Source organism: Streptomyces sp. NPDC008079 (assembly GCF_042957385.1).
Taxonomy (GTDB): domain Bacteria; phylum Actinomycetota; class Actinomycetes; order Streptomycetales; family Streptomycetaceae; genus Actinacidiphila.
Window position 1 is genome coordinate 31,681 of sequence record NZ_JBIBIC010000006.1, and the last position, 22,563, is coordinate 54,243.

A 22,563-nucleotide genomic window follows, 5' to 3' on the forward strand; every position below is an offset into this window, starting at 1 on the left:
GGGGGACGGGTGGGGCGACTTCTCCGCGTTCGCCGTCGAGGTTCATGCCCCGGACCGGTCGGCGAGGTACGCGCGCCAGCCGCCGTAGGCCGTGATGTCCTCGGCGCTGTCGAGCGCCGACGGCTCGCACAGGAAGCCGGGGCAACTGGTGCCGTCGGACAACTCGACGCTGCCCAGGGCCATCGGGCGCGGCAGGGCGGCGGTCAGCGTGCCGAGACCGGCGGCGGGCAGTTCCCAGACCTCGGCCTCGACGGCGGCGCCGCCCTTCTCGGTCCGCACCAGACCGGGCTTGGCGGGTTCGGTGTCCAGGGCGTAGAGCCGGTACGCGGGGGCGGTGGTGGTCATGGCCGTCAACCGGCCTCCGAGCGCGACGAGTTGGTGGTTGAGGGGCTGGCCGCTGAGGTGGGCGCCGACCACGGCGACGCGGAGAGGCGGCTCCAGCAGGGCGGCGACGTCCGCGATCCGGTCGTCGGTGTGCGCGGGGCCGAGCAGCATCACGCCGAAGGGCCGGCCCTCGACGGTGCCCGCCGGGACCGCGACCGCGCAAAGGTCCAGCAGGTTGGCCGAGTTGGTGAAGCGGCCGAGGCGCGCGTTGGCGCCGAGCGGGTCGGCGGCGACCTCGGCGAGTGTCGGGTGCCCTGGTGCGGTCGGCAGCAACAGGGCGTCGGCGTCGCCGAGTCGCGCCATGGCCTCGGTGCGCAGCGCGGCCAGCCGCCGCTGATCGGTGAAGAGGCGGTGCGCGGGCAGGTCGCGGGCCGCCGTGATGACGGCCGCGACGGTCGGGTCCAGGTCGGGGGCGTCCCGGTGCGCCTCGATGAACTCGCCCACGGCTGACCAGCGTTCCGCGACGAAAGCGCCCTCGTAGAGCAGCGCCGCCGCCCGCGTGAACGGCGTGAGGTCCAGTGTCCGCAGCTCGGCCCCGGCGGCGGCCAGCCGGTCCGCCGCCGCCTCGTAGGCCGCCGCCCATCCGGCGTCCATCTCGCCGAGTTGCGCTCGCGCCGCCACCGCGACCCGCCACGGTTCAGGGCGGCGCGGCGGTGCCTCGCAGCTCGCGAGGAGCGCCATCGCGCGGCGGGCCTCGGGCAGTGTCCTGGCGAAGACGGACACGCAGTCCAGGCTCGCGCACGCCGGTACGACGCCCCGCGTCGACACCAGGCCGCGGGTCGGCTTCACCCCGACGATGCCGTTGAACGCCGCCGGGACGCGGCCGGAGCCGGCCGTGTCCGTACCGAGCGCCACGTCCACGAGGCCGAGTGCTACCGCGACGGCCGAGCCCGAGCTGGAGCCGCCGCTCACCCGCTCCGGGGTGACGGCGTTGCGCACCGCGCCGTAGGGGCTTCGCGTGCCGACCAGGCCCGTCGCGAACTGGTCCATGTTCGTGCTGCCCAGCACGATCGCGCCCGCCGCGCGCAGGGCCCGCACCGCCGGGGCGTCCTCCCGCGGCGCGTACGCGTACGACGGGCAGCCCGCCGTCGTCTCCAGGCCCGCCACGTCGATGTTCCCCTTCACCGCCAGCAGCCGCCCCGCCAGTGGCAGCGCCTCCCCGGCCGCCCTTCTCTCGTCCACCTCCGCTGCCTCTGTCCGCACCTCCTCCTCCGCGCGCAGCGCGATCCACACCTCCGGGCGGTCCACCTCCGCGATCCGCCGATACGCGGCCCGCACGCGGTCCTGAGCGCTCTCCATGGGCTTCCTCCGTCTGATGTGCGGGTGCGGGTGCGGTGGCAGGGGCCGCTCATTGCCGCTGGGGCTAGTCCTCAATCGCCGGACGGGCTGATTTTTTGCTTCTGGCATGTCGCACACGCCTGGCCGCATGCGGGGTGAGTTGCGATCGGCGGTGGCGGCACAAATCAGCCCCGCCGGCGATTGAGGCGGCGTGAGCCGGAAGGGGGTGGGTTAGGGGGAGAGGGTCAGGAGGGGGGTGCCGGGGGTGACTTGGTCGCCGGGGGAGACGAGGACTTGGGCGACGGTCCCGCCGGTGGGGGCGGTGACGGGGGACTCCATCTTCATGGCCTCCAGGGTCAGGAGGTGCTGCCCGGCCGCGACGCAGTCGCCGGGGCGGACGGCGATGTGCCAGACGGCGGCGGCGAATTCGGCGTCGACCGTACGGCCGCCGGGCGGCACGGTGACGGCGGCGGGGGCCGGGACGGCGGCGGCCGAGTCGTCGGTGCGGGCGAACTCACCGGCGGCTTCCCACGCGTCGCGCTCCGCGGCGAACGCGGCCCCCTGCCGGGCGCGGAAGGCCGCGATGGACTCCGCGTTGTCGGCGAGGAACCGCTGATGGTCCGCGAGAGCGAAACTCCCGTCCTCCACCCGCAGCGGCAGCCGCCCGGCCGCCATGTCGGCCCGGAGGTCGAGGAGTTCGTCGGCGGAGACCGGATACCACTTGATGCGGTCGAAGAAGCGCAGCAGCCACGGCTGTCGGCGGGCGCGGCTGGACCAGACCTGGATCGTACGGCCGACGAACTGGTAGCCGCCGGGCCCTTCCATGCCGTAGATACAGAGGTAGGCCCCGCCGATGCCGACGGAGTTCTCCGCCGTCCAGGTGCGCGCCGGGTTGTACTTGGTGGTGACGAGCCGGTGGCGCGGATCGAGCGGCGTGGCGACGGGCGCGCCGAGGTAGACGTCGCCGAGCCCGAGCACGAGGTATTCGGCGTCGAAGACGGTCCGGTACACGTCGTCCACGGAGTCGAGACCGTTGACGCGGCGGATGAACTCGATGTTCCACGGGCACCACGGCGCGTCGTCGCGGACGCCCGCCATGTAGCGCTCGATGGCCTCACGCGTGGCGGGGTCGTCCCAGGACAGCGGCAGGTGCACGGTCCGGCTGGGCACCACGAGCCGGTCGGTGGGCGGCAGTTGCTCCTCCGCCTCGCGCACGGCGTCGAGCAGTTTGGCGGTGGGCAGCGCGCCCGGGTCGGCGTGGATCTGGAGGGAGCGGATGCCGGGTGTGAGGTCGACGACGCCGGGCAGGCGTTGGGCGGCGAGGTGTTCCGCCAGGGCGTGCACCCGCATCCGCAGCGCCAAGTCGAGCTGCATGGGCCCGTATTCGACGAGCAGATTGTCGTCGCCGCTGCGGCGGTACGTCACGGCCGGGCGTGTCGCGGTCGCTTCGGCGCGCCCGAGGACACCCCCGTCGGCGATGACGGGCCGCGACGGCGTCGGCAGGGTCGCGGGCGCGCGCCGCAGCCCGGCGGCGGCGTCCTCGCTGACCGGCACGAATCGTACGGTGTCGCCCGGCCGGAGCTGCCCGAGCTTCCAGCGCTGACCGGTCACGACGGTCGCGGGGCACACGAATCCGCCGAGCGAGGGGCCGTCGGGACCGAGCAGTACGGGCATGTCGCCCGTGTAGTCGACGGCGCCGACCGCGTACGGCGTGTCGTGGATGTTGGACGGGTGCAGTCCCGCCTCGCCGCCGTCGGAGCGCGCCCAGCGCGGCTTCGGGCCGACGAGCCGTACGCCGGTGCGCGCGGAGTTGAAGTGCACGCTCCACTCGGCGGCGTAGAAGTCGCGGATGTCGTCCTCGGTGAAGAACTCCGGCGCGGCGTGCGGGCCCTCGACGGCGCCGATCAGCCACCGCGTCCCCCACTCCGGCCGCAGCGAGGCCGGTACGGGGCCGCTCGCCTCCGTCGTCGTACCGCCGTGCAGGACGTCACCGACGCGCAGCGCCCGGCCGCCGTGGCCGCCGAATCCGCCGAGCGTGAAGGTGGCCGCGCTGCCGAGGAAGCGGGGGACGTCGAGGCCGCCCGCGACCAGCAGATATGTGCGCAGCCCTGCCGCCTCCGGCGCGCCGATGTCGAGCAGCGCGCCCGCCGGTACGGTGACCGGCTCCCAGCGCGGCACCGGGTGTCCGTCGACCGTGACGGTCGCGGGGGCGCCGGTCACACAGACGGTGGTGGGGTGGCTGAAGCGCAACGCCGGTCCCTGGAGGGTGCATTCGAGGCCGGGCGCGCCCTCGTCGTTGCCGAGCGCTTCGTTGCCGAGCCGGAAGGACAGGTCGTCCATCGGGCCGCACGGCGGAACGCCGACGTGCCACAGGCCGGTGCGGCCCGGCCAGTCCTGGACGCTGGTCAGGGTGCCCGCGCGGACCACGTCGATCCGGCGGGTGGGGTCGGTGACCGCGTCGAGGGTCGCGGTGCTGTGCGTCGCGGCGTGCAGCGCCGGATCGGCGACGGCGGCCCGCAGCAGCCCCAGATTGGTCTCGATGCCGTCGATCCTGGTCGCGGCGAGGGCGTCCGCGAGCCGGGAGAGGGCCTGCGCCCGGTCGGCGCCGTGCGCGATCACCTTGGCGAGCATCGGATCGTAGGAGGTGGTGACCTCGGTGCCGGTCTCGATCCAGGCGTCGACGCGGACCCCCGGCGGGAAGACCACCTCGGTGAGCCGTCCCGCGCTCGGCAGGTGGCCGCGCGTGGGGTCCTCGGCGTAGATCCGGGCCTCCACGGCGTGTCCCACTCGCTTTGTCGACAGGTCAATCGGCGTGTCGTCGCCGGTGCTCAGCGGTGTGTCGCCCTGCGCGAGCCGCAGCATCCACTCCACGAGGTCGACACCGTACGTCTCCTCGGTCACCGGATGCTCCACCTGGAGACGGGTGTTGACCTCCAGGAAGTACGCCTGGCCGCGCGCCGCGTCGTACACGAATTCCACGGTGCCCGCCGAGCGGTAGTCGACCGAGGCGCACAACGCCCGCGCGCTGAGCGCCAGTCGCTCCCGCAGGGCGTCGGGCAGGCCGGGCGCGGGGGCCTCCTCCAGGACCTTCTGGTGGCGGCGCTGGAGGGAGCAGTCGCGGTCGCCGAGGGTCAGGACGCGGCCGTGGCCGTCGCCGAAGACCTGCACCTCGACGTGCCGGGCGCTCTCCACCAGCCGTTCCAGGAAGACGCCCGCCGAGGAGAAGCTGGCCGCCGCTACACGCTGCACCGAGCCCCAGGCGTCGGTGAGTTCGGCGGGGGAGTGGCAGGCGCGCATGCCGATGCCGCCACCGCCGCCGGTCGCCTTGAGCATCACCGGGTAGCCGAGCGACGCGGCGGCCGTCAACGCGCTGTCCACGTCGGGCAGCAGTCCGGTGCCGGGCAGCAGCGGCACCCCGGCCGCCTCCGCCGCGGCGCGCGCGGTGTGCTTGGCGCCGAAGAGTTCGAGCTGGTCCGGCGTCGGACCGACGAAGGCGAGCCCCGCCGTTTCGCAGCGGCGCGCGAAGTCCGCGTCCTCCGACAGGAATCCGTAGCCGGGGTGGACGGCGCCCGCGCCGGTCTCGCGGGCCGCCGCGAGCACCGCGTCCACGTCCAGATAGCTGGACTTGGCCGGTGCGGGGCCCAGCCGTACGGCGGCGTCGGCCAGGTGCACGTGCGGCGCGGCGCGGTCGGGGTCGGAGAAGACCGCGACCGTGCGCAGCCCCATCCGGCGGGCGGTGCGGATGATCCGGGCGGCGATCTCGCCGCGGTTGGCGACCAGCAGGGTGTCGAAGCGCGCGGGGGCGCGCTTCACGGGCTCGTCGGTCATCGGACCGCCTCTCCGGACGGCGCGCCGACCGTGTCCCCGGCCCGGCCCGGCGTCCTGACCGTCATCAGGACCGGGGTCGGATCGAAGCCGTTGCAGGGGTTGTTGATCTGCGGGCAGTTGGAGACCAGGACCAACACGTCGGTCTCGGCGCGCAGTTCGACCTCAAGGCCGGGCGCGGAGATGCCGTCCACGATGCCGAGGGTGCCGTCCTCCTCGACAGGCACGTTCATGTACCAGTTGACGTTGCTCACCAGGTCGCGCTTGCCGAGGCCGTAACGCGCGCCCTCGGACAGGAAGTTGTCCACGCAGGCGTGCTGCGACCACGTGTGGTGGCCGTAGCGCAGGGTGTTGGACTCCTTGGAGCACGCGCCGCCGATCGTGTCGTGCCGGCCGCAGGTGTCGGCGACCACGGTCATCAGCGGGGTGTGCTCGTTGGACAGCAGCACGCTGCCGGTGGTCAGGAAGAGGTTGCCCTGGGCCTGTACGGTGTCGGGCGCGCTGTAGCGGACGGCGGTGTCGTGGGCGTCGTAGACCAGGAAGTCCACGGCCTGGTTGCCGTGCAGGTCGGTGATGGTGAGGTGGCCGCCCGCCGGGATCACCGCGGACCAGGGTGCCCGCGCCGGTACGGTCACGGAGGTCGCGCCGCCCCGGGGGGACGGGCACTCGATACGGTCCTGGCCGCCGGTCCGGTCCGCGCCGTCCGCGTCGTCCGTACGGCCCCGGTCGTCCGTCACATTCTGGCCGTTCATACGATCCCCCTGGCGGTGAGGTGTTCCGCGGTGTTGAGGAAGGCGCGGCGGCCCTCGGGTGTCGCGTCCCACAGCGGGTCGCCGGGCGCGGTGGCGGCGCCGGGCCGTGCGCGTACCTCCAACGGGCCGCAGGTGTAGGCCGGTCGGGGGTCCAGCGGGTGCGGCACATTGGCCAGCAGTACGGTCAGCGGCTGCTCGGCGCGCAGGGTCACGCTCGTGCCGGGCCCCGCGGAACCGATGAACTCCAGTGCCCCGTCGGGCTCCACGCGCAGTCCCTGGAAGAAGGAGAGCGACGGCGGGAGGTCGCGGGCCCCCAGCCCGTTCTTGGCGGCGGCCAGCAGGAACAGCTCGCGGCCCGCGGGAGAGCGGCCCTGCGCCGAACCGTCCCCGTACCGCGCGGTGTTGCGCGCCGCCGACGACGTACCGCACAGCGTGTCGTGCCGCCCGCTGGTGTCCGAGACCAGGGAGGCCAGGACGCGGCCCTGGTCGGACAGCAGGAGGCGGCCCGCGCCGAGATACGCGTTCCACTGGACCTTGACGGTGTCGGCCGCGTTCAGCCGCTCCCAGGGGCGGCCGTCCACGAAGAGCAGGACGTGCGCGCACGCGTCGCCGGTCGGGTCGGCGAGCCGCAGTTCGCTGCCGCGGGCCAGCACCTTGTGGGTGTAGCCGCCGCCCGCCACGGTCTCCGACCACAACAGGCCCTCGGGCGCGGGCACTTGGGGCATCGCGGCGGCGCGGGCCCCTTCCTGGGCGCGGGCGTGCTCCCTGGCCTCGTACGTGGTCCCGGTCGGGCGCGGGGCCCTGCGGGATGTCCTGCGGGCCGTGCTCTGGCCGGTCTTCCTTCCACCGGTCGTCCCTGTCGCCACGGGGCTGCACCTCCGTCGTCTCACGGCTCCTGCTCCACACGAATTTCTGTCGCTCGACAGAAATTAGGCGGCGGTGGCTTCACGGCGATTGCCCGGTTGTTGCCGCCCGGTTACCGGCCCCTCACCGGACTGCCCGCCGTCGTCGTCGCGTCGCCGCGTGCGACGATCGGCGGGTGAGCACGAGCGGAAAACGGGTCGGCAGGCCGCGCGCCCAGCAGCGGCCGGACAGCGGCATGAGCGTGCGCGAGGAACTGCTCGCGGCGGCGGCCGAACTCTTCACCACCCGCGGCTACACCGCCACCACCACGCGGGCGGTCGCCGAGCGGGCCGGGATGCGGCAGGCGTCGATCTACCACTACGTCGGCGGCAAGGAGGATCTGCTCGCCGAACTCCTCGAAGGCACGGTCACCCCGTCCCTCGACCTGGCCCGCGCGCTGCTCGCCGACGACACCCGCTCCGCCGAGGCCCGGCTCTGGGACCTGTGCCGCTACGACGCCGAACTCCTCTGCGCGGGGCCGCACAATCTCGGCGCCCTCTACCTCCTGCCCGAGGTCGCCGCCGAGCGCTTCACCGCCTTCCGCCGCGCCCGCGCCGACCTCAAGGCCGCCTACGCCCGCCTGCTGGCCGCCACCGCCCCGGGGCGCGCGCTGCCCGCCCCCGAACTGGCCCTCCGCACCGACCTGATCTTCGCCCTCATCGAGGGCGTCATCCTCGTGCACCGCTCCACCCCGGCCCGCCCCGTCCCCGCCTTCGCCCGCGCCGCCGCCGACGCGGCCCTGCGCATCGCGGACATCCCCGCTCCCTGAGCCGGGGGACCGCCGAGGAGGTGGCCGAACCGGGCTGTCCGCTCAGCTCAGTTGCTCGGCCAGCCCGACGATGATGCCCTCCGGGCCCCGGACGTAGCAGAGCAGGAAGCTGTCCTCGAACCGGGCGATCTCGCCGAGGACTTCGGCGCCGTGCGGGCGCAGGCGGGCGACGGTGTCCTCGATGTCGTCGACGGCGAACATGACGCGGTGGGTGCCCAGGATGTTGTGGGGCCGGTCGCGCGGTCCGCCGCTGATCGCCTCGGGGCTGCGGTACTTGGCCAGTTCGAGCCGGCTGTGACCGTCCGGGGTCCTGACCATCGCGATGTCGCAGTGGACGCCGTCGAGTCCGGTGCATTGGTCGGCGAAGCGGCCCTTGACCTCGGCCCTGCCCTCCAGCTCCATACCGAGGTCCACGAAGAACGCGATGGCGGCGTCCATGTCCTCGACGACGATGCCGACGTTGTCCATCCGCTGAATGGCCATGCTGGTCTCTCCTTCGTCCTCGCGCGGCCGGTGGCGGCCGCCGCTGCCCCTGGGACGGAGCCGATGGCTCGTTCTCGGCATCGCTCGCCCTCGGCATCGCTCGCCCTCGGCATCGCTCGCCCTCGGCATCGCTCGTCCTCAACATCTCTCGTCCTCGGCATTTTCGGGCAGGGGCCGCGCCGCCGCGCGCCCTGAGCGCACCGGCGTCTCCTGCCGGTACACCGCCGGGAACCGGCAGGTCATGATGGACTCCCGGGTGGATTCGGCGCGGGTGGTCGGAAAGGCGATCGCCGCCGCCGCGCGGTCACCGCGCCTCTGGCTCCAGATGAGTACGGCGACGGTCTACGCCCACCGCTTCGACGCGGCACACGACGAGGCGACCGGAGTGATCGGCGGCTCGGAGGACGGAGTGCCGGACTACTGGGCGTACAGCGTCGCGATCGCCGAGAACTGGGAGCGCGCGCAGACCGAGGCGCCGACCCCCGCGACCCGCAAGGTGGCGCTGCGCTCGGCGATGGTCATGAGCCCGGACCGGGGCGGTGTGTTCGACGTGCTGTCACGACTGGCGCGCCTCGGGCTCGGCGGCCCGGTCGCCGGTGGCGCGCAGTACGTCTCCTGGATCCAGGACGAGGACTTCGTGCGGGCGGTGGAGTTCCTGATCGCGCGCGACGACATCGAGGGGCCGGTGAACCTCGCCTCGCCCGGCCCCCTTCCCCCGCGCGACTTCATGCGGGCGCTGCGCGCGGCCTGGGGCGTCCCGCTGGGGCTGCCCGCGACGCGCTGGATGGCCGAGCTGGGGGCGTTCGCGCTGCGCTCGGACACGGAGCTGCTGCTCAAGAGCCGTCGGGTGGTGCCGGGGCGGCTGCTCGCGGCCGGGTTCACTTTCGCCTGTCCCGAGTGGGGGAGCGCCGCCACGTCCCTCGTGGAGCGGGCCAGGCCGCGGCGCGTTGCCACGAAGCGGGTCCGTGAATCGGGCGATGCCGCGTAACCGGCCACGGGCCTGCGGCTGACCTGGTCGTTGTCGCCGCGGGCCCGCCGTTTAGGATCCGGGCATGACGTCACAGACCTACCTCTCCGAACTGTTCTCGCTGGAGGGACGGGTCGCCGTGGTGACCGGCGGCAGTTCCGGCATCGGCCGCGCTGTCGCCGGGGCCCTCGCGCACGCGGGGGCGAGCGTCGTGGTCGTGGCGCGCCGGGAGGCGGAGCTGGCCGCGACGGTCGGCGAGCTGGCGGCCGACGGCTGCCGGGCGGCCTGGGTGAGCGCCGACCTGAGTACGCGCGACGGCATGCGCGTGGCCGCCGAGGAGGCGGCCGAGGCGTTCGGCGAACCCGACATTCTCGTCAACTCCGCCGGGATCAACCTGCGGCCCCCGATGGGCGAGTTGGGCGAGGACGTGTGGGACACCACGATGGCGGTCAACCTGGAGGCGCCTTACCTGCTGGGGCAGCGCTTCGGGCCCGGCATGGCGGAACGCGGCTTCGGGCGGATCATCCACGTCACCTCCCAGCAGGCGCACCGGGCCTTCGTCCAGAGCGGCGCCTACGGCGTTTCCAAGGGGGCGCTGGAGTCACTGGCCCGCTCGCAGGCCGAGGCGTGGTCGCCGTACGGCGTCACGTGCAACACCCTGGTGCCCGGATTCGTCATGACCCCCCTCAATGTGCGCCTGTCGTCCGACCCCGAGAAGGTGGCGGCCCTGGCCGCCCGCACGATGGTCGGGCGCAACGGCCTGCCCGAGGACTTCGCGGGCGCGGCGGTCTTCCTCGCGAGCCGCGCCTCCGGCTACGTCACCGGCCAGGCGGTCTTCGTCGACGGCGGATTCTCCGTTCACTGACGGGGCGGGACGGGGTGGGCCCCGGCAGGACGCGGTAGGCCCCGGTGCGAGCGGGTGCGATCGCTCAATCGCCGGGAGGCCGCATGGGCGGCCACTCTTCGCTGCTCTCCTGCCGGAACAGCCTCCCGGACACATGAAGGGCCTGTTCCGGCAGCCACCCCTCGCAATAGTCCGGGTCGCCACGGAACGCCAGCGCCAGGCGCCGGACATGCAGGCAGGGCCACTGCTCCACGTCGATGCGGAAGAAGCTTGTGAACAGCGAGCCCGGCTCGATGCGCGAGCATGCGACGCAGCCCGTGAACATCACCATCCTCGACGCGAAAGCCGCGTCAAGGCGTCGGCGGAGTTGGGGAGTTGAGCCATTGGCCGCCCAGGGTATCCGGGACGTTCGCCGGAAGAGCCCGGTAACCGGCCCCCTGTCGGCGCCGCCCCATAGGCTTTCGCCATGAGCGACGACACGCGTGTGATACGGATCAGGCCGGGCAGCCCGGCAGACGCACCAGCCGTGTTGGACATGCTCGACTCCGCGGTGGTCTGGATGAACGATCGCGGCAATACCGAGCAGTGGGGCACGACACCGTATTCGAAGAAGCCCGGTGGTGCGGAGCGGGTCGAGCGGTACATGACCGAAGGTGCCCCACATATAGCGGAGTTGGGCGGAGCGCCGGTCGGGGCCATGGTGCTGGACTCCGGGCCCAGTCCCCAGATGCCGATCGCCCCGGCCGGAGAACCCGAGCGGTATGTACGGCTGTTGGTCTCCGACCGACGGCACGCCGGTCTCGGCATCGGGGCGACGCTGCTGGCCCATGCCGTGCGGGAGACCCGGCGGGCAGGCGTCGACCTGCTGCGGGTCGACTGCTGGGCGGGCGGCGGCGGCGAACTCGTCGCGTTCTACGAGCGCAACGGCTTCGTTCCCACCGATCCTTTCCTGTTCGGGACCTGGCCGGGACAAGTGCTGGCCCGACGGGTCGGCGCGCATCGCTGACCGGGAGAGACACCGGAATCCACGTCAAAGGCCGGGCCCGCCCGGCGTTGACGGGCGCTCACGTCCGGGCGCATCGGCGCCCACCAGCAGCATGACCCCTGCGGGACACGCACCACGTCACCCATCGGACGCGACCGATCCAGTTCGCTCCCGATCCCGTCCCGCAGTACGTCATGCTGCGGCCCCAGCCTGAAGCCCTCGTCGGTCCACCGGTCGCCCGGATACAGCCACACAGGCTTGCCCACCAGATCGGCCGGCTCCCACCCGAACGCGGCCAGACGTGGGCATGCAAGTGAGCTCACGCCCGCGCGGGACCGCGGCTGCTCCTCAGGTGGCGCTGAGGGCCTGAGTCGGCGTCAGCCGGGAGGCCCGTACCGACGGGTAGGCGCCGGCGATCATGCCGATCAGGACCGCGCCCAGCAGGCCCGCGGCGAGGGCCGCAGGCGGGATGACCGTCGGCCAGCCCTGGTAGGCGCAGTAGGCGAAGCTCGCCGCGACCCCGATCAGCGTGCCCGCCGCGCCACCGATGCCGGACAGCACGGCCGACTCGGTGAGGAACTGGGCGCGGATCTGGCCGCGGTTGGCGCCGAGGGCCCGGCGCAGGCCGATCTCGCGGCGGCGCTCCAGGATGGAGATGTACATGGTGTTGGCCACGCCTATACCGCCGACCAGCAGGGCGACGGCCGCGAGGCCGAGGAAGAGCGCGGAGAAGGTGGTCCGGGTCGCCTGCTTGGCGGCGAGCACCGACGAGGGGTTGCTGACCCGGACGACGCCCGGCAGCCGCGGGTTGACGGTGGCGGGCAGGACGGCGTGCACCGCGTCGATCTCGTCGTCCGGGGCCTTGACGTAGATCACGGTGGGGCTGCGGTGGAAACCGAGCTCGGTCGCCGCGATGTCCCAGCCGACCAGCACCGACGTGTCGAGGTCCGGATGCAGCGGCACCGGCTTGAGGATGCCCGCCACGCTGAACCACGTCTTCCCGACGAAGATCAGCGGCGGTGTCCGGCCGGTGAGGACCTCGGGGAAGCCGAGCCGATTGGCTGCCGTCGCACCGAGGACGGCCACCGGGAACCGCTCCGTCGCCGCGGTGAGGAACGTGCCGGACGCCATGCTGCCGTTGACGGCGGGCAACAGGTTGAGCTGGGTGGCGAGGGTGGTCAGCCCGGTGGCGTAGGTGGCCGGGATCTTGTCGGAGCGTTCGACGGGCAGATTGAGGTTGGCCACCGCGCTGGCGATGGTGACCGGGCCGATCCGGGAGACCATCGCCACCGACTCCGGCGGCAGGACCACGGCGGGTTTCGCGTTCGGGTCGTAGCTGACCTGGAGCATGTTGGTCCCCAGCGCGGTGAGCTGGTTGAAGAGGGATCGCTGGCTGGACGCCGGGATGCTGGTCACGACGATGAGCGTGGCGATGCCGATGGATATACCCAGCGCGGACAGCGCGGCGCGCAGCTTGCGGGTGCGGATGCCGAGAAGGCCGAGCCCGAGCAGGTCGAAGGGCGCCAATCGGACCGGCGCCGTGCGCAGGGGCGGTCGTGCGGCCCGCGCGGGGGCGGGCCCGGCCCCCGTACGAGCGGGTGGACCCGCGGCTGAATCCGAGTCAGAACCGAGGCCGGGACCGGAACCATGGCGGGGCGGCTGTCGGCGGGCCGCGTCGGGACCGCTCATACCGGCTCCCCCTGCCGGATGTCGGCGACCAGGCGGCCGTCGAGGATTTGGAGCCGGCGAGGCAGCCGGGCGGCGATGCCCAGGTCGTGTGTGATGACGGCGATGGTCGTGCCTTCCTCGTTGAGCCGGCCCAGCAGGTCCAGGACCGCCGTCCCGTTGGCCGTGTCCAGCGCGCCGGTCGGTTCGTCGGCCAGCACCAGCGCGGGATCGTTGACCAGCGCCCTGGCGATGGCGACGCGCTGCTTCTCGCCGCCTGAGAGCTGGTGCGGCAGATGCGCGGTCCGCCGGGCCAGGCCGACCCGCGCCAGGGCCTCCAGTGCCAGCCGCCGCCGGTTGCGCCTGGGGACCCCCGCGTACAACAGGCCGGTGGCGACGTTCTCGGCGGCGCTGAGCCCCTCGGTGAGGTGGAACTGCTGGAAGACGAAACCGAGCCATCGCCCGCGCAGCGCCGACAGGCGCCGGTCGGAGAGCAGCGCCGCGTCCTGCCCGGCGATCTCCACCACGCCGCTGGTGGGACGGTCCAGGGTGCCCATGATGTTGAGGAGCGTGGACTTGCCGGAGCCGGAGGGACCGACGATGCCCAGCAGTTCGCCTTCCTCGATGGTCAGCGAGACCCGGTCGAGGGCGAGAACGCCGCCGGGGTAGGCCATGCTGGCGCCGCGTACGGCCAGGACCGGGTTCACGCGGCCGTCACCACCCGGGTGCCGGCGGTGATACCCGTCCCGGTGATCTCGACGAGACCCTTGGCGAACATCCCGAGGCGCACCGCGACCAGGGTGCCGCTCCTCAGCTGCACCGCGTAGCCGCCGCCGCTGAGCGCCAGCAGCGCGCCGACCGGCACCGCCAGCACCCCCTTCTCGACCTTGCCGGTGAACTCGACCTGCACGGGGGCGGAGTCCAGGTTCCGTACGTCGGCCGGCCGGTCCAGCGCCACCGAGACGTTCTGCTGGGGCGCGTTGCCGGAGTCGTCCCCCGAGCCGCCGCCCGCCGAACCCTGCTCCTGGACGGTGGCGCTCACCGTGGCGACGTGGCCGGGCGTGGTGGAGCTGTCCGGCAGGGTGACGACGACACGGTCGTTCTCCTTGATGCTGCTCACGGCGTCCGGGTCGGCGGGCACGGTGACGGTCTTGTCGGCCAGGGTGACGGACATCAGCGGCTCGGCGGCGGGGTCCCCGAGGGCCGCCTGCACTCCGCTGACCCGGACCCTGCCGGGCAGCACCACCACGTCACCTGGGCTGAGGGTGCCGGTGGCCGGAATGCCGAACGTCCGCTGAAAGCGCTTCAGCGCCGCCATGAGGGACGAGGTGAGCACACCGTCCCCGCGCCGCACGACGACCGTCGTCGGCGACGCCGGGGGCGCCGCGGGCGGGCCGTCGCCGGGCGGGGCCGTCGTACCGGCGGTCGCGGATGCCGGCCCGGAGCCCGAGCCGGCGCCGGGAGCCGAGCTCGCACCCGATCCGGAGCCGGAGCCGTGGCCCGGTCCTGAGCCGTCCGTGCCGGAGGTCGCGGACCCGCTGCCCGCCGCGGGCGCGTCGCCCTGCCGGATCGTGCTGCCGACGGACGGCTGCGCGCCGATGTCGTAGCCGAGCGCCTTCAAGTTCGCCGCGACCATCGCCACGTCCCGGCCCACCAGCCCCCGCCGGTCCAGCGGCCGGAACAGCGGGGTGCTGCCGTAGAAGAGCATGACGGGGTGGTCGTCCACCCGCAGCAGCGGACGGCCGCGGGACACGTTCTCCCCCTGCGCGGGGAGCTGGGTCACCGTGCCGGTGCCCGCGCCCTTGACCGTCACCGGTTTTCCGAAGCCCAGCGTCCCGCTGAGGCTCTGCGAGCTGGACAGGTCGGTACGCACCACGGCGACGGTCTGCACCGGCGTCGACGCCGTCCCCCGGCCGGGGGACCTGCTGTCGTGGTGCATGACGACCGCCCCCACGGCCGCCGCCGCGACGGCTGCCGCCACCCCGAGGCTGACGAGCGCCCGCCCGCCCGGCCGCCGGGACGGCGCGGGCGACTCCTCGTCCCCGCGGCCGGCGTCGCCCGGCGGTCCGCCCCCGTCCCCGGCCCCGGCCCCGAGCAGATCACCGCCGGGCGACGCACCGCCGCCGGCCGCCCGGTGTCTGGGGCTCTTGCTGTCGGCCATGACCCGGCCCCTCTGTTTCATCATCGGTCGCACACGTACTTTCCGAGCTCCTGTTCACCACGGCCGCTGCCCGGCCCGATCGGCGGCGGCCGTCACGGCACCGCCCCCGCGCACCCGCTCCCGTTTCCCTACGGGTACACGTGCGAGTACACCTGGATGTGGCAGGCCCGCTCCGCCGCCATGGCCTTCTCGCCCTGCTCCTGGGTGCGGGGCGCCCGCACGTAGGTCCAGCTCAAGCCGCCCTCGTAGGCTCTGACCGTCTCGTAGCCCTTGCGGTTGATGCAGTTCACCTCGTCCCGCACGTAGTCCCTGGCGTGCGGGTTGTCCGGGTCCTCGCTGGTCGGCATGAGCGGCTCCTTCGACTCGCAGGCGATGATCGCGGCCCGCGGGGCACCGTCCTTCACGCCGATTGCCTGGATTCCGCCCTGCTCCTTGCCCGCACCCCCGGTCTCGCGGGTGGCACCGTGCTGGATCAGGCAGGACGCGTAGGCGTTGGTGAGGCGCATCTGGGTCGCGGGGGAGTCGTCGAGCCGTATCTGGGGACGACCGGAGGCGGTGTTGGACGGGTCGGGTGCCGGTGCCGCCGGGTTTTCGCCCGCCGCTGACGTCGAGGACCCCGACGACGGCCCCGAGCCCGGTGCGGGTGGCGAGGTGGCGGCGAGCGATGCCACACCGCTGCCGCGGGCACCCTCGGAGGAGTGGGAACCGCCGCACGCGGTCAGGGAGGCCAGCGCGGTGACCGCGGCCAGACCGGCGGCGGTCAACGCCGCGTGACGGGACAGGCTGCGGCGGCGGAAGGGCGTGGCTGGGGTCGTGATCGGCATGACCACATCGTGGACAAGGGGTGTGGGCACCTGGTCAGAGACTTGTCAGAATTCTGTTTTTCGTATTTCCGGTCTCTTCGGATCGCACCTGTACGGCTCTACAGTCGTCGCATGAGCGCACGTGTCCTGGTCGCGGAGGACGACGAGACGCACGCCGAACTCCTCCAGCGGTATCTGGAGCATGAGGGCCACGGCGTGGTCGTCGCCCGCGACGGCCGTGAAGCCCTCGACCAGGCCCGCAGATTCCGGCCCGACCTGCTCATCCTCGACGTGATGATGCCCGAGGTGGACGGCATGGACGTGTGCCGGATCCTGCGCCGGGAGTGCGACGTGCCGATGCTGATGCTGACCGCGCGGACGGACGAGGAGGATCTGCTGCTCGGCCTCGGCCTGGGCGCCGACGACTACGTCACCAAGCCGTACAGCCCGCGGGAGTTGATGGCCCGGGTACGCACGCTCCTGCTCCGCTCCCAACGGTCCGGCGGGTGGTCGCGGCTCACCCTGCACGTGGGCGGCCTCACCGTCGATCCGGCCCGGCACCAGGTGTGGATCGACTCCGATGTCGTGGACTGCACACGCGGCGAGTTCGAGATCCTGGCGGCGATGGCCGCGAAGCCCGACCGGGTCTTCACCCGCGCCCAACTGCTGCGGGAGGTCTCCGGCACGGACGCGTACACCTCCGAGCGCACCATCGACATGCACGTCATGAACCTGCGCCGGAAGACCGAGGCCGATCCGCGCCGCCCGGCGCGCCTGGTCACCGTCTTCGGGGTGGGCTACAAGTTGACGGACGGTGCGAACGGCCGGGACCGCACGGATCGCGGCCACCGTGCCCCGTAGCGACAGCCGCACCCGTAGGAGCCGTACCCGTAGCAGACGCGGCGTCCCGTTGCGCAAGAGCCTGATGGTGCGGCTGCTCGCCACCTCCGTGCTGATCGCGGTCTGCTCCATCGCCGCGACCGCCTGGCTGGCCGCGACGACCACGTCCCACGCGCTGCGGCAGGAGCAGGGGCAGGTACTGGCCCGGGACGCCCAGGTCTACGACGCGCTGCTCGGCTACGCGGCCACCCACCGCAGCTGGGACGCGGTGGCCCCCGACGTGGCGTCGCTGGCCAAGCGCACCGGGCGCCGTATCGTCCTGACCACCCCGCAGCGCCGGACGCTGGCCGACTCCGCGGCGGCCGACCACGCCGCACTGCCCGCCGCGGTGTCCGCGGTCGTCAACCCGCTCGCGGTGGACTCCTCACTGACCGGTGGCACCGGCGCCACCCCGATCGACCCGCGGGCTGTCGGCCCCTATCGCCTCACCGCCGCGGAGCGGACGGCACTCGCGGCCTCGGCGCGGAGCATCACCGGGTGCCTGCTCAAGCTGGGCGAGCCGTCGCAGATCAGCTACGCCCCCAGCGGCCGGCCCCGGGTCACCACCGAGTCCCTCACCGCCGCCGCCCCCGTGATCCCCGACGTGTGCGGCGGCCAGAGCAGGATCCTGACCCGCCCCACCCCGACCGAGGCCGCCGCCCTCCACCAACTGGAGGGCCTGGTCAACCCGTGTCTGCGCCGCCAGGGGATGTCGCCCATCCGGATCGGTCTCGACTACATCGGCCCGCAGTCGATCGAGACGCTCTACGCGCCCATGGACGCAGGCCGGATCACCGAGGGCTGTGTCGAGGACGGGCGCCGCGAACAGCTCGCTCCCTACGTGGCGCCCAGTGCCCTGCTCTTCGTCACCGGCGTTCCGGGCGCCGACACCACCGGCTTCGCCCTGACCGGTGCGAACGCCGTCCGCATCGTCGAGGTCGCCGCCCTGGTGCTCACGGTCACCGTCGCCGCCGCTGTGCTGATGTCGACCCGGCTGATCAGGCCGCTGCGCACCCTGACCGAGGCCGCCCAGCGGCCCGACCAGGCGCGCAACCGGGTCCCGGTCTCCACCGACGACGAGATCGGCTCGCTCGCGGTCGCCTTCAACGACCTGTCCGCGCGCCGCGAACGCCTGGAGGACCAGCGCAAGGCGATGGTCCGGGACGTCGCCCATGAGCTGCGCACCCCGCTGAGCAACATCAGGGGCTGGCTGGAGGCGGTCGAGGACGGTGTGGCGGTCGCCGACCGGCCCCTGACCTCGCGGCTGCTGCGTGAGGCGCTGCTGCTCCAGCACATCATCGACGACCTGCGTGACGTGGCCGCCGACGACGCGCACACCTTCCGGCTGCACACCGAGCGGGTCCGGGCCGCGGAGGTCGTGGAGTGGGTCTGCGCCGCCCACCGTGACGCCGCCCGCACCGCGCGGGTCGCGCTGACCTGGTCCGCGGAAGGCGATCCGGAGCTGACTGCCGACGCGCTGCGGCTGCGGCAGGCCGTCGGAAACCTGCTGTCCAACGCGGTCCGGCACACCCCGCCGGGCGGCAGCGTCGAGGTCCGGACGTCCGTTCGGGACCGGTCGGTGCTGATCGAGGTCGCCGACACCGGCAGCGGCATCAGCGATGAGGAGCTGCCGCACGTCTTCGACCTCTTCTGGCGGTCGGAGAAGTCCCGCAGTCGGCTGACGGGCGGCAGCGGCCTCGGCCTTGCGATCGTTCGCCAGTTGACTGAGGCGCACGGCGGCCGGGTCACGGTGTCCAGCACTTTGGGCGCGGGGTCGCTCTTCACCCTCCACCTGCCGTCCGCCGCCGCACCGCCTCTGCGGCGCGACCCCGCCGGGGCGGCGAAGGACCGCCGGGAGCGCTGAGCTCGACACCTCAGGTGAACACGACGGCCTCGCCGCCCAGGATCACGCCGGGCGCCAGCGCCGTTCCGGCCGCTTTGAGGTCGGGCCAGGATGTGGTGCTGTCCCGGCCGGAGCGAGAGACGTCTCGCTGCTCCGTCACCCCAGGTATCACCCGTCGGCGCCAAGGGTGGCCAGGGCGGCCTCGTAGGCGTGCAGGGCGGTGATGACCGCGGCGCGGTCCGCGGGATCGAGACCGCGCATGACGCGTTCCCGGGCAGAGGCGCTGCCAGAGAGCCATTCGCCGATCGGTGCGGCGTAGGCGGGGGCGATGGCGACGATGCGGCGGCGGCCGATCCGCCGGTCGACGTGGGCACGAATTGGGAAGCGGATGCGCGAGGACGCGAACCGCGTCCTGATCGCTGTCGGATCGGTGGCGCGGGTGCCCGAGAAGCTGACGCTCCACGGGCTCCGCGACTGGTACGCCGTCGTGTCCGATCAAGAACAACGAGAAACGTGAAGACCGTTCAGGTGCGACTCGGCCACAGCAAGCCGTCGATCACGCTCGACGAGTACACAGGCTTGTGGCCGGTGGTCGACGACACCACGGCGGCTGTCATGGAGTCGGCGCTGGAACCGGTGCCCCTTCGGGGGCCACGCGCCCCCGATGTGCCCTCAGGATCCGCCAGAGGAAGCCCACCAGCAGCACGGCCAGCAGAAATAGCAGGGTGAACCACTGGAAGTACCAGTGGCCGCCGGAGGGGTCGTAGACGGTGGCGCGGGGCCAGGCGAGGTTGACGGTCATGGCGAGGCCGTAGAGGAGGGCGAGGGCGTTGACGGGGAGGCCCCAACGGCCCAGGGAGAAAAGGGGGTTGCCGGAGGGGTCGGTGGCCGGGGGGAGGGGGGAGCGCAGGCGGCGCAGGAGTTGGGGGCCTGTGACCATCGCGTAGGCGAGGTAGAGCATGACGATGCAGGTGGTGCCGATGGCGAGAAAGGCGTCGGGGGAGCCGAAGTTGAGCAGCAGGAGGGCCGCGGCGAGGACTCCGACGACGAGGGCGGGGGCGGCGGGCTGGCCGGTGCGGGGGGAGACGCGGGCGAGGGGCCCGGAGAAGGGCAGTGCCCGGTCGCGGGCCATCGAGAAGAGCATCCGGGTGGCCGACGTCTGGATGGCGAGGGTCGCCACGGTGACGGCCACCGCGACGTCACAGAGCAATGCGCGCCCGACACCGTCGCCCAGCCGGCTGGTGAGCACGTAGGACAGGCCCTCGGTGCCGAGCCGCCCGTCGGTGAGGCTGGGCGCGGCCAGCAGGGCGGCGAGGACGAGGAGCGTGGCCAGAGCGCCGGCCGCGGCGAGCGCGGACAGGATCGTACGGGGCGCGACGCGCTGCGGATCGCGGGTCTCCTCGCTCATCTCGCCCGCGCTGTCGAAGCCGATCATCACGTACGCGGCGGCGATCGAGCTGACGAGCAGCGCCGACGAGCCGCCCCCGCCGTGCACGGTCACCGACGGCGTGCGGTCGGCGTGCGTGAAGAGCAGCGTGACGATGAGCACGGCGCCGATGATCTCGGCGGTCACGCCGACCCGGTTGACCAGCGACATCACCGTGTTGTCGAGGAGGTTGACGACGGTGGTCAGGACGAGCAGCGCGATCCCGAGCAGCGCCGCGTTGGCCGCGCCGTCCGACGAGACCGGTGACGTATCGGTCCCGATGAACTGGAAGCCGGACCAGACGGCGGGCAGGACGACCTGGAGGGCGAGCGCGGCGGCGGCCACCACCACGACCTGGCCGATGACCATGATCCAGCCCGCGTACCAGCCGAAGACGGCGTTGCTCAGCCGGGTCGACCACTGGTAGACGGCGCCGGAGATCGGGTAGCGGGCGGCGAGTTCGGCGAAGCAGGCGGCGACGAGGAGTTGGCCGATCAGGACGGCGGGCCAGGTCCAGAAGAACCGCGGGCCGCCGAAGGAGTAGCCGAAGGCGAAGAACTGGAAGACGGTGGTCAGCACCGAGATGAAGGAGAAACCGGCGGCGAAGGACGCGTACCGGCCGAGGCTGCGGTGCAGTTCCTGGCGGTAGCCGAAGCCCGCGAGCCCCGCGGTGTCGGTGCCTGCGGTGTCGGTGCTCGGCGCGTCGGTGGCCGCCGCGTCGGCGGCGGTGCCGTGGTCCGGCGGGTCTGAGCGGACCTCGGAAGGTGCGGTGGCGGTCATGGGCCTGGCCCCCTGTCACGAATTCCTGTCGGGCGACAGAAATTAGGGACCCGGTGTTTCGCCGGAATGACACGGCCGTGTCGCGCGCGGGCCGAAGTCCTCACCCCGCCTCGCGCGCGGACGCCTCACGGTGCGGGAGCACCCATGGTTTGCGGAGAAGCACGGCTTCGTGGAGGTCGCGGGCGTCCAGCGGCAGGGCAACCGGCCGGAGCGCACGCTCTACGGGCTCACCGCCGAGGGCCGTTCCGCGATGTCCGCCGACCCCGGCCGGGGCGACGTCCTCAGCCGCGGCGGCGGCCTGCTCGCCCTGGTCCTGGTCGCGGTGCGGCTGTCGACCCGCACCTTCCGCTCGTACCAGAAGTCGGTCCAGCCCTCCGGCCCGAGCGGCATCAACGGCCCGAGTGGCATCAACGGCCCGAGTGGCGAAGGCGGCTCCCGGCGGCAGCGGTTCGCCCCGCGCGGCGGACGGCCCGCCCCCCCCGGTCACCCACTCGGGCCGAACGGGCGGCGGGCCGCCGCCGCGCGTGTCCACGGCCGGAAGACGCTCCATCCACGGCCGGGGGACGTTCCGTCCACGGCCGGGCGGGCAACGGGTCGGCCCCGCTCCCCGTCCGTCAGGGACGCCCGCCGCGCGCTCACGCCCGCCGCGCGCTCACGCCCGCCGCGCGCTCACGCCCGCCGCGCGCTCACGCCCGCCGCGCGCTCACGCCCGCCGCGCGCTCAGCGCCCGGCGCCGCTCTCCTGCTCGCGCTCCACCTGCTCGTTCCACTCCCGCTTGGACGCCTGCCAGCCGTCCTCGTCGGCGCCGCGGCGCCAGTAGCCGGAGATCGACAGGCGCTCGCGGGGGATCGAGCGGTCGAGGCGGAGGTGGCGGCGGAGGTCCTTGACGAAACCGGCCTCGCCGTGGACGAAGACCTGGACGTCACCCGGCGGGAACTCCAGACCGGTGACGGCCTCGACCAGCGCCTCGCCGACCGGCCGGGCACCGCGGTGCAGCCAGACGAGCTCGGCGTCGCCCGAGGTGGCCAGCTTCTGCTCCTCCGCCGGGCCCTCGACCTCCACGAAGACCTTCGCCCGTGCCCCCGGCGGCAGTTGCTCGACCGCCGCGGCGACGGCGGGCAGCGCGCTCTCGTCGCCCGCGAGCAGGTGCCAGTCGGCGGCGGGGTCGGGCGCGTAGGCACCGCCGGGGCCCATGAAGTAGATGCCGTCGCCCGGCCGGACACCGGCCGCCCAGGGCCCGGCCAGCCCTTCGTCGCCGTGGTGGACGAAGTCGATCGTCATCTCGGGCGCGACCGGGTCCCAGGCGCGCACGGTGTACGTACGGGTGGTCGGCCACTGCTCGCGCGGCAGGTCGCGGCGGACGGCCTCCATGTCCAGCGGCTCGGGGTACGTGACCCCGGGAGGCGCGAAGACCAGCTTGACGTAATGGTCGGTGTAGTCGCCCACGGGAAGCCCGGCGAGCCCGTCGCCGCCGAGCACCACCCGGATCATGTGCGGGGTGACGCGCTCGGAACGGATCACGCGGGCGTGGTTCAGCCGCGGGGCCCGGCGCGCGGGGCGCTCGGCGGCGGCGGGTGCCGCCCGCTCCTCGGCCCGCGGGTCCTGCGTCGCCGCGCCCGTCTGCTGGTCCGTCGCCCGTCCCACCGGTCGGTCTGCCATGGGCGTGCTCCGCTCTCTCGGTGCTGTGCCGTACTGCGTGGTTCGCGCTGCGCCCGGACTGTTCCCCCAGGCTTAGTTAGGTAAGCCTAACTGATTACGGGCCAGGTGTCGGCGACCCCGCTCGTATGACTCCCAGACCCCACTCCGACACCTCTTC

Annotated in this window: 19 protein-coding genes and 4 pseudogenes; 9 read left to right on the top strand and 14 right to left on the bottom strand. The window is 73.3% G+C overall.

Features of this window, described 5'->3' with window-relative positions:
• Positions 1 to 42: 42 nt before the first annotated feature.
• The 4 genes from atzF to ACFZAM_RS15480 all read right to left on the bottom strand — a co-directional run bounded on the left by atzF (position 43) and on the right by ACFZAM_RS15480 (position 7,105).
• Positions 43 to 1,683 (bottom strand): allophanate hydrolase, encoded by a 1,641-nt coding sequence (gene atzF / locus ACFZAM_RS15465; RefSeq protein ID WP_391046251.1) that lies wholly within the window; start codon positions 1,681 to 1,683, stop codon positions 43 to 45.
• 210 nt (positions 1,684 to 1,893) lie between these two features.
• Positions 1,894 to 5,490 (bottom strand): urea carboxylase, encoded by a 3,597-nt coding sequence (gene uca / locus ACFZAM_RS15470; protein ID WP_391046253.1) that lies wholly within the window; start codon positions 5,488 to 5,490, stop codon positions 1,894 to 1,896.
• On the bottom strand, positions 5,487 to 6,239 hold the full coding sequence (locus tag ACFZAM_RS15475; protein WP_391046256.1) for an urea amidolyase associated protein UAAP2: 753 nt from the start codon (positions 6,237 to 6,239) through the stop codon (positions 5,487 to 5,489). The genes uca and ACFZAM_RS15475 overlap by 4 nt, the downstream gene beginning before the upstream one ends.
• On the bottom strand, positions 6,236 to 7,105 hold the full coding sequence (locus ACFZAM_RS15480) for an urea amidolyase associated protein UAAP1 (RefSeq protein WP_355332959.1): 870 nt from the start codon (positions 7,103 to 7,105) through the stop codon (positions 6,236 to 6,238). The genes ACFZAM_RS15475 and ACFZAM_RS15480 overlap by 4 nt, the downstream gene beginning before the upstream one ends.
• Positions 7,106 to 7,338: 233 nt before the next feature.
• Here ACFZAM_RS15480 and ACFZAM_RS15485 point away from each other — a divergent pair, with 233 nt between their 5' ends.
• Positions 7,339 to 7,911, top strand: coding sequence for a TetR family transcriptional regulator (locus ACFZAM_RS15485; protein ID WP_391046696.1), 573 nt, complete (start codon positions 7,339 to 7,341; stop codon positions 7,909 to 7,911).
• 42 nt (positions 7,912 to 7,953) lie between these two features.
• On the opposite strand, the gene ACFZAM_RS15490 is transcribed toward ACFZAM_RS15485, so the two are convergent.
• The gene (locus ACFZAM_RS15490; RefSeq protein WP_391046260.1) at positions 7,954 to 8,394 is read right to left on the bottom strand and encodes a VOC family protein; all 441 of its coding nucleotides are present in this window, start codon (positions 8,392 to 8,394) and stop codon (positions 7,954 to 7,956) included.
• A gap of 205 nt (positions 8,395 to 8,599) precedes the next feature.
• Between ACFZAM_RS15490 and ACFZAM_RS15495 the strand changes: the two are divergent.
• A pseudogene (locus tag ACFZAM_RS15495) lies at positions 8,600 to 9,382 on the top strand (DUF1731 domain-containing protein); the annotation flags it as partial.
• A gap of 64 nt (positions 9,383 to 9,446) precedes the next feature.
• A complete protein-coding gene (locus tag ACFZAM_RS15500; protein ID WP_391046263.1) occupies positions 9,447 to 10,226 on the top strand; it encodes an SDR family oxidoreductase in 780 nt (259 codons plus the stop codon).
• Between the two features lie 64 nt (positions 10,227 to 10,290).
• Here the strand turns inward: ACFZAM_RS15500 and ACFZAM_RS15505 are convergent, their stop codons facing one another.
• The gene (locus ACFZAM_RS15505) at positions 10,291 to 10,536 is read right to left on the bottom strand and encodes a hypothetical protein (protein ID WP_391046266.1); all 246 of its coding nucleotides are present in this window, start codon (positions 10,534 to 10,536) and stop codon (positions 10,291 to 10,293) included.
• Positions 10,537 to 10,671: 135 nt separating this feature from the next.
• Between ACFZAM_RS15505 and ACFZAM_RS15510 the strand changes: the two genes are divergently transcribed.
• Entirely contained in the window at positions 10,672 to 11,211 is a 540-nt protein-coding gene (locus tag ACFZAM_RS15510; protein WP_391046269.1) for a GNAT family N-acetyltransferase, read from the top strand.
• Positions 11,212 to 11,339: 128 nt separating this feature from the next.
• On the opposite strand, the pseudogene ACFZAM_RS15515 reads toward ACFZAM_RS15510, so the two are convergent.
• The 5 genes and pseudogenes from ACFZAM_RS15515 to ACFZAM_RS15535 all read right to left on the bottom strand — a co-directional run.
• Positions 11,340 to 11,503, bottom strand: a pseudogene (locus ACFZAM_RS15515) (diadenosine tetraphosphate hydrolase); the annotation flags it as partial.
• Between the two features lie 35 nt (positions 11,504 to 11,538).
• Entirely contained in the window at positions 11,539 to 12,717 is a 1,179-nt protein-coding gene (locus ACFZAM_RS15520) for an ABC transporter permease (protein ID WP_355332948.1), read from the bottom strand.
• 158 nt (positions 12,718 to 12,875) lie between these two features.
• The gene (locus tag ACFZAM_RS15525; RefSeq protein ID WP_391046271.1) at positions 12,876 to 13,562 is read right to left on the bottom strand and encodes an ATP-binding cassette domain-containing protein; all 687 of its coding nucleotides are present in this window, start codon (positions 13,560 to 13,562) and stop codon (positions 12,876 to 12,878) included.
• A complete protein-coding gene (locus ACFZAM_RS15530) occupies positions 13,559 to 15,016 on the bottom strand; it encodes a peptidoglycan-binding protein (RefSeq protein ID WP_391046274.1) in 1,458 nt (485 codons plus the stop codon). Before ACFZAM_RS15530 ends, ACFZAM_RS15525 begins: the two co-directional genes overlap by 4 nt.
• A 128-nt stretch (positions 15,017 to 15,144) precedes the next feature.
• Positions 15,145 to 15,840: a hypothetical protein gene (locus ACFZAM_RS15535; protein WP_391046277.1), complete on the bottom strand. Its 696-nt coding sequence runs from the start codon at positions 15,838 to 15,840 to the stop codon at positions 15,145 to 15,147.
• 111 nt (positions 15,841 to 15,951) lie between these two features.
• Between ACFZAM_RS15535 and ACFZAM_RS15540 the strand changes: the two genes are divergently transcribed.
• Together ACFZAM_RS15540 and ACFZAM_RS15545 are read left to right on the top strand one after the other, a co-directional pair.
• A complete protein-coding gene (locus tag ACFZAM_RS15540; protein ID WP_355332939.1) occupies positions 15,952 to 16,680 on the top strand; it encodes a response regulator transcription factor in 729 nt (242 codons plus the stop codon).
• Positions 16,670 to 18,562, top strand: coding sequence for an ATP-binding protein (locus tag ACFZAM_RS15545; RefSeq protein ID WP_391046281.1), 1,893 nt, complete (start codon positions 16,670 to 16,672; stop codon positions 18,560 to 18,562). The genes ACFZAM_RS15540 and ACFZAM_RS15545 overlap by 11 nt, the downstream gene beginning before the upstream one ends.
• Before the next feature lie 10 nt (positions 18,563 to 18,572).
• On the opposite strand, the gene ACFZAM_RS15550 is transcribed toward ACFZAM_RS15545, so the two are convergent.
• Complete coding sequence (locus ACFZAM_RS15550; RefSeq protein WP_391046284.1) at positions 18,573 to 18,701, bottom strand: hypothetical protein; 129 nt, start codon at positions 18,699 to 18,701, stop codon at positions 18,573 to 18,575.
• A 168-nt stretch (positions 18,702 to 18,869) separates the two neighbouring features.
• Between ACFZAM_RS15550 and ACFZAM_RS15555 the strand changes: the two genes are divergently transcribed.
• On the top strand, positions 18,870 to 19,058 hold the full coding sequence (locus ACFZAM_RS15555; RefSeq protein WP_391046286.1) for a hypothetical protein: 189 nt from the start codon (positions 18,870 to 18,872) through the stop codon (positions 19,056 to 19,058).
• Between the two features lie 96 nt (positions 19,059 to 19,154).
• On the opposite strand, the gene ACFZAM_RS15560 is transcribed toward ACFZAM_RS15555, so the two are convergent.
• Complete coding sequence (locus ACFZAM_RS15560; protein ID WP_391046289.1) at positions 19,155 to 20,747, bottom strand: amino acid permease; 1,593 nt, start codon at positions 20,745 to 20,747, stop codon at positions 19,155 to 19,157.
• An 85-nt stretch (positions 20,748 to 20,832) separates the two neighbouring features.
• Here ACFZAM_RS15560 and ACFZAM_RS15565 point away from each other — a divergent pair.
• Positions 20,833 to 21,000: pseudogene (locus tag ACFZAM_RS15565) on the top strand (PadR family transcriptional regulator); the annotation flags it as partial.
• Positions 20,986 to 21,114: pseudogene (locus ACFZAM_RS15570) on the top strand (ABC transporter permease); the annotation flags it as partial. The pseudogenes ACFZAM_RS15565 and ACFZAM_RS15570, both read left to right, overlap by 15 nt.
• Positions 21,115 to 21,467: 353 nt before the next feature.
• Here ACFZAM_RS15570 and ACFZAM_RS15575 read toward each other — a convergent pair.
• Positions 21,468 to 22,406 carry an SIP domain-containing protein gene (locus tag ACFZAM_RS15575; RefSeq protein ID WP_391046291.1) on the bottom strand — a complete coding sequence of 313 codons (939 nt, stop codon included), beginning with the start codon at positions 22,404 to 22,406 and terminating at the stop codon, positions 21,468 to 21,470.
• Positions 22,407 to 22,563 lie beyond the last annotated feature (157 nt).